Below are 10,742 nucleotides of genomic sequence, written 5' to 3'. Positions count from 1 at the left end.
GCCGCAGACAGTGCTGTAGCACGGCAAGGCGAACCAACGAAGTTATACGGTTGAAGGCAAATCCGTATGAACCCTGCGCTCCCGCAAACGGGGCGCCAAGAGACGGGGCAAGGCATGCCATTGCGGCGGGCCTTGCCCTTTTTTCATGCCCCTGCGCACCGCTAAGTGTCCAGTAAGAGAGGCGAAATTAGGATCGCGTCCCGTGGCGGCCAATGGACCCGCCACGGAACTTCGATCCAAGCCTCCTGGAGCACGCGATGCCACACCTGTTGTCCCGCCCCTTGCTGTCGAGCCGCACCGGGCTCGCCATGCTCGCGCTGATCACTGCGGCCCTCTCGACGGGATGCGCCACCACGGCGCACAGCCAAGACCCGCTGGAGCCCGTCAACCGCACGGTCTTTTCCCTCAATGACGGCCTGGACCGGGCCGTCTTCCAGCCCACAGCCAAGGCCTACCAGAAGGTGGTGCCGCCCGTGGTGCAGACGGGGGTTTCCAACTTCTTCGCCAACCTGCAGACCCCATGGTCGTCGGCCAACCTGCTGTTCCAGGGGCGAGCGCGCGAGGGCGCGTCCACCATCGCGCGGTTCGGCATCAACACCACCGTCGGGGTGCTGGGCGTGGTGGACGTGGCCACCGGCTGGGGCATGCCGCAGCGCTCCGAGGACTTCGGCCTCACGCTGGACACCTGGGGCGTGGGATCGGGCCCCTACGTGGTGCTGCCGATCTTCGGCCCCTCCAATGTCCGGGACGTGCTCTCCCTGCCCGTGGACAGCCTGGGCAGCCTGCAGGCCAGCGACGTCGCCGTGCGCAACAGCCTGACCGCCCTGAAGATGGCGAGCAAGCGTGCCGATCTGCTGGAGATGACCCGCATGCTCGACCAGGCCGCGCTGGACAAGTACGCGATGGTGCGCGATGCCCATCTCAAGCGGCGCAACCGCTCCGCTGCACCGACCGAGACACAGGGCGCCCTTCCCGCCGAAGACCCCGCGGACGGCGAGCGCCTGGTGCGCTGACGCGGCAGGCGGCCCTGCGTGCCCGGGTGGATCCGGACACGCCGCAGGCCGCCCCATCCGCTGGCTGCCGATCCCCTTCCTCCACCCACCCCCACCCTGAGCCCCGGAGCATCGCTGCGCCGGGTGCGGCCGCCGCATGCCCATTCCGCCCCTTCCTGCCATGGCGCACATCCGCCGTCCCCAGTCCGCGGGTGCGGCGATGGCCTTCCTGCTGGCCATCCGGATCGATGCGCCCCTGGTGCGCCTGGTCCACGCCCACAGCACACCCGCGCTGGACCAGACCTTCGATGCCTTGAGCCAGCTGGCCAGCGCCGAGTTGGCGACGGCCGTGGCCCTGGGGCTGTACCTCCTCGGTCACCGGTCCCTGGCCCAGGGGCCGTTGCACACCCGGGCCGGGGGCGAGCGCTTGGTTCGCAGCGGCGTGCTGCTGCTGTTCACCCTGCTGAGCGGTGGAGTCCTCACCTGGCTCCTCAAGCACCTGGCGGCACGGGCGCGCCCGCAGTTGCTGATCGATCACGGGTTCAATGGCTTCGGCCTGCCCTTCGCGGGCCACCCCTTCAACTCCTTTCCCTCCAGCCACGCGTTCACGGCCTTTGCCGTCGCGGCCGTCGCGACCAGGCTCCAGCCCGCCTGGCGCTGGCCCGTGCTGGCGCTCGCCATGGCCGCCGCGGCCTGCAGGGTGCTCACGCTGGAGCACTACCCCTCGGACGTGCTGTTCTCCGCGCTGATCGGCTATGGCTGCGCCCATTTCTGGGCGGCGCGCACCCTGGACACACACGCCGACTGGCCACTGCACCGCCCATGGAACCGCCGCACCAACCGCGCCTGACACCCCAAAAGGAACCCCACCATGCCATCCGCCATCCTGGCCCCCCTGCATTCGAGAATTCCGGCCCAGGTGCTGGCCCGGGGACTTGCCGCCGCCGCGCTGCACGGCCTGGCCATGGCGGCCCTGCTGCAGGCCGGCGCCCACCCCTGGCTGGCCAGCGGCCTGGGCTTTGCAGGCGGGCTGGCCGCCAACTACGGGCTGCAAAGGGGCTACCTGCTGCGCCACCACGAGCCGCCGGGCCGTGCGCTCAGCCGCTACATCGCCGACACCAGCGTGCTCTGGGGGTTGCACCTGTTCCTCTTCGGCCTGTTGACCAGCGTAGCGGGCACCCCGGTGGCCGGCGCCCAGGTGGCCAGCAGCGCGCTTGCGGCGGGCCTGGGCCTGTGTTTCCTCGCCGGGCCGCGCCGCTATGGGCCGGTCTGACCCACTGCCAGGCGCAGCCGCAGGCCGGGCCCGGCCGGCTCGGCCGTGAGGCAGCCGCCATGCGCCAGCGCAATCTCCTGGCAGATGGCCAGTCCCAGCCCCGCGCCCAGGTCGCGCCGGTGCGCGCCGCGCCAAAAGCGTGCGAACAGCAGCGGCAACTGTTCGGCCTGCACCCCCGGGCCGTGGTCGCGCACCGTGAGGGCATGGGCCTCGATGCCCACGTCCACCGTGCTGCCTGCGGGCGCATGCTCGATGGCGTTCTCCAGCAGGTTCTTGAGCAAGGTGAACAGTGCGCCATGGTCGGCTGTCCAGCGCAGGTCGGCGCCGGTGCTGGACACGGCCATATGCACACCGGCCGCCTCGGCCCGGCGCTGCAGGTAGGCCACGGCCTCGTGCGCGACCTCCTCCACGCGGACCATGCCGAACTGGTAGTTGTGTGTCTCGCTGGCCTCGGCCAGCAGCAGCAGTTGCTGCACCTGGCGCGACATGTAGGCCACGTCGCGCAGCAGCGCATCGCGGCTGCCGCCCCCGCCACCCGGCTCCAGCTCGATCTGCGCGCGGATCAGCGCCAGTGGGGTCTTGAGTTCGTGCGCTGCATTGGCCAGGAACTCCTGCTGCACGCGGTAGCCCTGCTCCACGCGCTCGAGCACGCGGTTGAAGCTTTCCACCAGCGGCCCGACCTCTGCCGGCACGGCCCCGGTGTCCAGGCGCGCGTGCAGCGAGCGCGGCGAGATCGCCGCCGCCGACTCCGACACCTCGCGCAGGGGCCTCAAGGTGTAGCGCAGCGTGATGAAGGCACCCAGCCCAAAGACGGCCAGCAGCACCAGGCTGAATGCCAGGATGCCACCGGCCACCAACGGTATGGCCACGCGGTGCAGCAGCGTCATGAACCGGTTGCTGGCCGCCATCTGGAAGTACCAGGTCGCCCCGCCGCGTTCAAGGCGCTGCGTCATGCCATGCATGACCACGCCTTCGCGCTCGAAGTCGAAGGCGCCGGGCGCCAGCCGGTCCAGGTCACCGCCCTGGGGCCAGAACTGTGCACCGGCGGGCGACAGCAAGGCCACCTTGCCCGCGCTGTCGAGAACGCGGTAGGCCGTCTCGCGCCCCAGGCTGTCAAACACCCAGGCCAGGTTGCCCACGTCGTGGTCCTCGTCATCGACCTGCAGGTCCACGGGCCGGCCCGCGCCGTCGAACAGGACCCTGCCCGCCATCTCCTCTGCCGCATCGGCCAGGTCCAGGCGCGCCAGGAAAGTGCCCTGCAGCACCACCGCGGCCACCGCCACGAGCAGGGCGATGCTCAGCACCATGCCCGCCAGGTAGGCGAGCATGAGCTTGGTACCCAGGCTATTGAGCCGGATCATCTTCGCGAAGCGCATAGCCGAGCCCCCGTACGTTGACGATGCGCTGCACCGAGCCGATGGCCAGCAGCTTGCGCCGCATGCGGTGCAGCGCCACGTCCAGCGCATTCGGCGTCACGGCCTCGCCCACGCCCCAGCCCGCGGCCTCCAGCGCGCCGCGGCGCACGGTATCGCCATGGCGGCGCACCAACAGCAGCATCATCTGCATCTCGGCCGGGGCCAGGGTCACGGCCTCCTCGCCGCAGCCCATGGTGCCCTCGGCGGTGCGCAGCACCACGTCACCGGCCTGCGGGTCCAGCGTGCGGTGCTCCGCCGGCCGGCGCAGCAGCGCGCGCACGCGGGCCACCATCTCGTCCATGGCAAAGGGCTTGGGCAGGTAGTCGTCGGCGCCGGCCTCCAGGCCCTCCACCCGGTCGCGCAGCGCATCGCGCGCGGTGAGCACCAGGCAGGGCACGCCCAGGCCGGCCTTGCGCATGCGCTGCAAAAGGGCCAGGCCATCGCCATCGGGCAGGCCCCGGTCGAGCACCATCGCCTGGTAGGGCACCTGCGCCAGGGCCGTCCAGGCCGCGTCGCCGCGGCCCACCACGTCCACGGCCACGCCGCTGGCCGCCAGGCCCTTGCTGATCAGCCCGGCCAGGCGCTCATGGTCTTCCACCAGAAGGATGCGGTTCATCGAAATCGGTACATATAGCCCAGGAAGACATTGCTCTCGCTGGAACGGTCGACCAACGGGCTGTTCTTGATGCCCGCGTGCAGGCGCGTCACGCCCACGTCCACGAACAGCGAGTGCTGGCGATCGAACAGGTACATGCCGCGCAGCGCCAGTTCGGTGTTCACGCCCGATTCTCCCTGGTAGGCCGCGCGCCCCGCCCGGGCCTCGCCGGCACGCACGCCATGGTAATAGTCCACGGTCTTGCGGTCCTGCCAGGTGGCCACCAGGCGCGGGCTCAGCATGAACTGCTGGCCCAGGCGAAAGGAGCGCTCGGCCCCCAGGCTGAACTGCTGGCCCTTGCTGTGGCCCGAGGCATCGGCCGTCCAGCGTGCGGACAGGTTGGCCAGGTCATTCTCCCACTTCACCTGGCCGCCGAGCCAGAAGCCGCCCTCGCGCTCGGCCATGCCAGCCAGGAAGGGCGAATCCTTGGCTTCGTAGCCCGAGCCATCGTACTTGCCGATGAGCCCGAAGGAAAGGCGCTGCGTATCGCTGATGCGCAGCCCGGGCAGCTTGAGCTCCGCCCCCGGCCCCATGATCTTGAGGTACTGGTTCTCGAACTGCAGCAGCGGCAGCGCCTTGGTGTCCCGGTCCATGCCCCGGTAGGCCTGCTGCTTGCTCGCCACACCCAGGCCCAGCCCCCAGGAGGAGCCTTCGGGCTCCCCCGGCGTCCCCTGGGCCAGGGCCTGGATCGGGAAGACCAGCGCGGCCGCGGCGATGGCGGCAGCAAGGCCTGCCGATGGAACGGCACCTGCCTGGAAGCGGGAGGCGAAGGTGGGGGATGCATGCATGAACGGTTCCCTGGTGGAAGTTGGAAGGCCGCCATGCTCCCGTGGGTCGTCTTACCGAGGACTTACCGGGCGGCACCGCCTGCCCCGGGGTGGCCGGTGCCCCGACGCTCCATTCCCGCGCATCCGCCGGGGACGCTACACTCTCATTTTCATAGCTGAGGATGGCCGCCGGGGCCGCCTGCTCCACGACCGATCCCACCGCATGACGACCACCTTCCGCAGCCCGATCCGACACTGCCGCGCCTGTGGCACCGCCGTGGTGTACCGCCTGCCCGACGACGGCGACACCAAGCTGCGTGCCGTGTGCCCGGCCTGCAATACGGTGCACTACGAGAACCCGCTCAACGTGGTCGGTACCGTGCCCGCGCTGCCCGATGGCCGGGTGCTGCTGTGCAAGCGCAACATCGAGCCGCGCTGGGGCAAGTGGACGCTGCCCGCGGGCTTCATGGAACTGGACGAGACCACCGCGCAGGGCGCCGCGCGCGAGACCGATGAGGAGGCCGGCGCGCAGATCGAGATGGGCCCGCTGTTCAGCCTGCTCAACGTGCGCCGCGTCGGCCAGGTGCATTTCTTCTACCGCGCCACCTTGCTAAGCGAGGTGTTCGACCCCGGCCACGAGACCATCGAGGCGCGCCTGTTCACCGAAGCCGAAATCCCGTGGGAAGAGATCGCTTTCCGCACGGTGAAGGAAACGCTGGAGTGCTATTTCGCCGACCGCAAGGCCGGCGCTTTCGGGCTGCACTGCATCGATATCGAGTGACTCCTGAGAGGTCCGCCATGAACAGCACCCCGCCCGACAACCTGCCAACGTACCGTCTGCTCACCGGCCCCGACGACGCGGCGTTCTGCCGCCGCGTGAGCGAGGCCCTGGCGCTGGGCTACGAGCTGTATGGCTCGCCGGCGGCGACCTTCAACGGCGAGCGCGTGATCGTGGCGCAGGCCATCGTCTGGCCGGGCGTGAAACCCGCCTGAGGCGGGTCCCCCCTCAAGGAGGGGTTTCGCCACCCGGCACCTGCGTGCTGCCGGGGGGTGGAATGCTCCCCTGCGGGGGCATGGCCGGTGGCATCGGTGGCAGCACCATCTGTTCGGCCGGCGGCGCGGGTACGCGCTGCGGCGATGCATCGGGCAGGGGCTGCAGGTCCGGCTCGCGGATCACGGGTGGCAGGGTGCCCGGGGGCAGCGGGGGCGGGTAGCCGCCGGGCTGGCCTGGCTGGTTGGGTTGCTGGCCCGGGGCATCGCGCCCGAACAGGTCCATCACCCAGTTGCGCATGCCGGCCATGGCATTGCCAACGGCGCTGGTGTCTTCCTCATCGATGAAGCGGTCCTTGCCGTCGAGCACCTGCGAGCGGAAGGCCTGCTGCACGAAGTCACCGACCATGGGCAGCGCACTGTGGGCGCCCTGCCCCCAGTAATCGCTGCGCAAGGTCACGCGGCCGTCGTTGAAGCCCACCCAGGCGCCGGCCACCACGCGCGGATGCATGAGGATGAACCAGCCATCGGTGTTGTCCTGCGTGGTGCCGGTCTTGCCCGCCACGTCGCCCTGGATGCCGTAGCGCGAGCGGATGGCGCGGCCCGTGCCCTTGTCGATCACGCCGCGCATGGTGGCGCGCAGGGTCTGCGCCACGCCGACGGGCAGCACCTTCTCGGCCGCAGGCGGGGTGAAGGTCTGCAGCACCTTGCCATGGCGGTCCTCGATGCGCGTGATGAGCACGGGCGACACATAGCGCCCGGCATTGGCGATGGTGCCGTAGGCCGAGACCATCTCGCGCAGCGTGACGGGGCTGGTGCCCAGCGCAAGTGAGGGCACCAGCTCCAGCTTGCTCTCGCGCACACCCATGGCACGCGCCAGCTCGGCCACGTGGGCCGGGCCGACCTTGTGCATGAGCTGGGCGGTGATGGTGTTCTTGGACAGGGCCAGGCCATCGGCCAGGGTCATGGGTTCGTCGCTCGGCGGGCCGCCATCGGTGGGGCGCCAGACCTGGCCGCCGCCCAGCGGGATCTCCACGGCCTCGTCCATCAGCGTGTCGCCGGGCAGCGCGCCCTGCTCGAAGGCCGCGCCGTAGACGAAGGGCTTGAAGGTGGAGCCCGGCTGGCGCCGTGCCTGCTGCACGTGGTCGAACGGGTCCTGGCCGAAATCACGGCTGCCTACCCAGGCCAGCACGTGGCCGGTGACCGGGTCCATGGCCATGAAGCCGGCCTGCACGCGGGTCTTGTTCTGGCGCAGGGTGCGCATGAAGGCGGTGTCGGCGACCAGGGTCTTGAGTGCCTCGTCGGGCGTGGCGCCCTGCTCCACCGCCGTGCGGTACTCGGCGGTATCGCGCACGAAGTCCTGCACCAGGTCGGACTGCGGGTTCCAGGCGCTGCGCTGGGCCCAGGCCGTGTCGGCAATGCCCTGCAACTGCCTGCCCTGCTTGGCCACGGCCTGGTTGGCCATGGCCTGCAGGCGCGAGTCGATGGTGGTGTGCACCATCAGGCCGTCGGCATGCAGGCTGTAGCCATTGGCATCGGCCCAGGCGATCAGGGTCTTGCGCAGCTGCTGGGCGAAATGCGGGGCCAGGCCCGTGGCCTCGGTCTGGCGCTCGAAATCCACGCGCAGGGGGCGCTTTTGCAAGGTGTCGAACTGGGCCTTGTCGAGCTTGTCGCGCTTGACCATCTGCGCCAGCACGGTGTTGCGCCGCGCCTGGGCGCGCTCGGGGTTCATCACCGGGTTGTAGTAGGCCGTGCCCTTGAGCATGCCGATCAGCGTGGCGCTCTCGAGCAGGTTGAGCTTGTCGGCCGACTTGTCGAAGTAGGTGCGCGCCGCCATCTCGATGCCGTAGGCGTTGTACAGGAACGGCACGGTGTTGAGGTAGGTCTCCAGGATCTCGTCCTTGGAGTAGGCCATCTCGATCTTGATCGCGGTGATCGCTTCCTTGAGCTTGCGCGTCAGGGTGCGCGAGCGCCCGATTTCCTCGGGGAACAGGTTGCGCGCCAGTTGCTGGGTGATGGTGGAGCCGCCCTGCGGGTCGCCGCGCAGCGTGTGCACCACCGACGAGGCCGTGCGCCGCCAGTCCATGCCCCAGTGCTCGTAGAAGCGGTGGTCCTCGGTGGCGACGAGCGCATTGACCACGTGCGGCGCAATGCGGTTGAGCGCCACCCACTCGCGGTTGGCCCAGCGGTATTCGGACAGCACCTTGCCATCGGAAGAGATCAGCTGCGCGGGCCGCTCGGTCTTGGCCTTGGTGATGTCGCTGATGGAGGGCGTGAACGGGACCAGCGCCAGGGTGTAGAGCACCACGGCGACCGGAAGGGCCAGGATGGCCAGCAGCCAGGTGCGGCGCCGGGAACCGCGCGCATAGGCCAGAGCGCGACCGAAGCCCGTGGCCAGGCGGGTCGCCAGGGAAGAGAGAAAGGGGGGCATCAGGCAAACCCCGAAGGGGCATCCGTACGGGAAATCAGGGACAAGGGAAACAAGGTGGCGGCCCGATGGGAAACAAGCTGGGACTCAGGAAACCGGCGCAAGTTCTCAGGCCGCATCGCCGCCGGCCAGCAACGCCAGCATGCCCGCCTCGTCGATCACGGGCACGCCCAGTTCCTCGGCCTTGGCCAGCTTGCTGCCGGCCTCCTCGCCGGCGACCACGTAGCTGGTCTTCTTGCTCACCGAGCCCGAGACCTTGGCGCCCGCCGCTTCGAGCATGTCCTTGGCGGCATCGCGGCCCAGGGTGGGCAGCGTGCCGGTGAGCACGAAGGTCTTGCCGGCCAGTACCTGGGCGACCTTCTCTGCCGGCGCGCCTTCGGGCCAGCGCACGCCGCAGGCGCGCAGCTGCTCGATCACTTCGCGGTTGTGCGGCTGCTGAAAGAAGGTGTGGAAACTCTGCGCCACGATGGGGCCCACGTCAGGCACTTCGAGCAGTTGCTCTACCGTGGCCGCGGTCTCTGCCGTGGCGCCGATCATGGCGTCCAGCGTGCCGAAGTGCTTGGCCAGGTCCCTGGCCGTGGACTCGCCCACGTGGCGGATGCCCAGGCCGAACAGGAAGCGCGCCAGCGTCGTCTCCTTGGACTTCTCCAGGGCTGCCAGCACGTTCTGCGCCGATTTCTCGGCCATGCGCTCCAGGGCTACCAGCGAGGTGAGCCCCAGCCGGTACAGGTCGGGCAGCGTGCGGATCACGTTGGCTTCCACCAACTGGTCCACCAGCTTGTCGCCCAGGCCCTCGATGTCCATCGCGCGGCGCGCGGCGAAGTGCAGGATGGCTTCCTTGCGCTGCGCGGCGCAGAACAACCCGCCGGTGCAGCGGTGGTTGGCCTCGCCGGGCTCGCGCACCACGTCGCTGCCACACACGGGGCACTGCCTGGGCATGCGGAAGTTGGGCACGTAGGCCGGGCGCTGGCCGGGCATGACGCCGACCACCTCGGGGATCACGTCGCCAGCGCGGCGCACGATCACCGTGTCGCCCACGCGCACCTGCTTCTTGCGGATCTCGAACAGGTTGTGCAGCGTGGCATTGGTCACCGTAACGCCGCCGACGAAGACCGGTGCCAGGCGCGCCACGGGGGTCAGCTTGCCGGTGCGGCCGACCTGGATGTCGATGCCCTCGACGCGCGTGGCCATCTCCTGCGCGGGGTACTTGTGGGCCACGGCCCAGCGCGGCTCGCGAGTCTTGAAGCCCAGGTCGCGCTGCAGGTCCAGGCGGTTGACCTTGTAGACCACGCCGTCGATGTCGTAGGGCAACTGGTCGCGCGAGGCGCCCACCTGCTGGTGGAAGGCCACGAGCTCGGCCGCGCCCTTGGCGATCTGCACCTGCGCCGCCACGGGAAAGCCCCACTCCTTGAGCGTCTGGAGCATCTCGTAGTGCGTGGCGAACATGCGACCGCCCTCGTTCGCGGGCGTGGTGGCACCCAGGCCGTAGGCGAAAAAGCTCAGCGGCCGCTGGGCCGAGATGCCCGAATCGAGCTGGCGCACCGCACCCGCCGCCGCGTTGCGCGGGTTCACGAAGGTCTTGCCACCCTGCTCGCGCTGGCGCTCGTTGAGCGCATCGAAATCGGCACGGCGCATGTAGACCTCGCCGCGCACCTCGAGCAGCGGCGGCACGCCGGCCGGCAGGATCAAAGGGATCTGGCGGATGCGGCGGATGTTGTGCGTCACGTCCTCCCCCACCTCGCCATCGCCGCGCGTGGCCGCCTGCACCAGGCGTCCGCCTTCATAGCGCAGGCTCATGGCCAGGCCGTCGAACTTGGGCTCTGCCACGTACTCGATCACCGGGTCGGACTCGGCCAGGCCCAGTTCGCGGCGCACGCGCACGTCGAAGGCCTGGGCACCCGTGGCCTCGGTATCGGTCTCGGTATGGATGCTGAGCATGGGCACGGCATGGCGCACCGGGGCCAGGCCGTCCATGACGCCACCGATCACACGCTGCGTGGGCGAATCGGGGGTGATGAGGTCGGGGTGGGCTTCTTCCAGCGCCTGCAGCTCGCGGAACACGCGGTCGTACTCGGCATCGGGCACCGTGGGCTCGTCGAGCACGTAGTACTGGTGCGCCCAGCGGTTGAGCTGGTCGCGCAAGGCTTGTATCTGGGTGGCTGGCAACACGTTGGAATCCTGCGCTGGAGCAGAGAAAAGGTCAAAATTTTCGGTCATGGCCA

At 69.7% G+C, this 10,742-nt stretch carries 10 protein-coding genes; 5 read left to right on the top strand and 5 right to left on the bottom strand.

Features of this window, described 5'->3' with window-relative positions; all coding sequences use genetic code 11:
- Positions 1-257: 257 nt before the first annotated feature.
- The 3 genes from PMI14_RS26315 (at position 258) to PMI14_RS33755 (ending at position 2,265) form a co-directional block, all read left to right on the top strand.
- Positions 258-1,013: a VacJ family lipoprotein gene (locus PMI14_RS26315; protein ID WP_007859182.1), complete on the top strand. Its 756-nt coding sequence runs from the start codon at positions 258-260 to the stop codon at positions 1,011-1,013.
- Positions 1,014-1,173: 160 nt separating this feature from the next.
- The gene (locus PMI14_RS26310; protein ID WP_007859180.1) at positions 1,174-1,842 is read left to right on the top strand and encodes a phosphatase PAP2 family protein; all 669 of its coding nucleotides are present in this window, start codon (positions 1,174-1,176) and stop codon (positions 1,840-1,842) included.
- Positions 1,843-1,863: 21 nt separating this feature from the next.
- Positions 1,864-2,265 carry a GtrA family protein gene (locus tag PMI14_RS33755; protein ID WP_007859177.1) on the top strand — a complete coding sequence of 134 codons (402 nt, stop codon included), beginning with the start codon at positions 1,864-1,866 and terminating at the stop codon, positions 2,263-2,265.
- Here the strand turns inward: PMI14_RS33755 and PMI14_RS26300 are convergent.
- The 3 genes from PMI14_RS26300 to PMI14_RS26290 are packed head-to-tail and all read right to left on the bottom strand — an operon-like array spanning position 2,250 to position 5,123.
- A complete protein-coding gene (locus tag PMI14_RS26300) occupies positions 2,250-3,626 on the bottom strand; it encodes an ATP-binding protein (RefSeq protein WP_238541908.1) in 1,377 nt (458 codons plus the stop codon). The two genes, PMI14_RS33755 and PMI14_RS26300, sit on opposite strands and share 16 nt — an antisense overlap.
- Entirely contained in the window at positions 3,610-4,296 is a 687-nt protein-coding gene (locus tag PMI14_RS26295) for a response regulator transcription factor (RefSeq protein WP_007859173.1), read from the bottom strand. Before PMI14_RS26295 ends, PMI14_RS26300 begins: the two co-directional genes overlap by 17 nt.
- On the bottom strand, positions 4,293-5,123 hold the full coding sequence (locus tag PMI14_RS26290) for a MipA/OmpV family protein (protein WP_007859172.1): 831 nt from the start codon (positions 5,121-5,123) through the stop codon (positions 4,293-4,295). Before PMI14_RS26290 ends, PMI14_RS26295 begins: the two co-directional genes overlap by 4 nt.
- Before the next feature lie 202 nt (positions 5,124-5,325).
- Here PMI14_RS26290 and PMI14_RS26285 point away from each other — a divergent pair, with 202 nt between their 5' ends.
- Entirely contained in the window at positions 5,326-5,883 is a 558-nt protein-coding gene (locus PMI14_RS26285) for an NUDIX hydrolase (RefSeq protein ID WP_007859171.1), read from the top strand.
- Between the two features lie 17 nt (positions 5,884-5,900).
- Positions 5,901-6,095 carry a DUF1737 domain-containing protein gene (locus PMI14_RS26280; RefSeq protein WP_007859170.1) on the top strand — a complete coding sequence of 65 codons (195 nt, stop codon included), beginning with the start codon at positions 5,901-5,903 and terminating at the stop codon, positions 6,093-6,095.
- Positions 6,096-6,108: 13 nt separating this feature from the next.
- Here PMI14_RS26280 and PMI14_RS26275 read toward each other — a convergent pair whose 3' ends face one another.
- On the bottom strand, positions 6,109-8,523 hold the full coding sequence (locus PMI14_RS26275) for a penicillin-binding protein 1A (RefSeq protein WP_007859169.1): 2,415 nt from the start codon (positions 8,521-8,523) through the stop codon (positions 6,109-6,111).
- 105 nt (positions 8,524-8,628) lie between these two features.
- Positions 8,629-10,737 carry an NAD-dependent DNA ligase LigA gene (gene ligA / locus PMI14_RS26270; protein ID WP_035205827.1) on the bottom strand — a complete coding sequence of 703 codons (2,109 nt, stop codon included), beginning with the start codon at positions 10,735-10,737 and terminating at the stop codon, positions 8,629-8,631.
- Positions 10,738-10,742: the final 5 nt, after the last annotated feature.

Origin of the sequence: Acidovorax sp. CF316 (assembly GCF_000276605.1) — a bacterium.
Classification (GTDB): Bacteria; Pseudomonadota; Gammaproteobacteria; order Burkholderiales; family Burkholderiaceae_C; genus Acidovorax.
The sequence above is the reverse complement of the archived record's forward strand: the minus strand, read 5'-3'. Positions and strand labels throughout refer to the sequence as shown.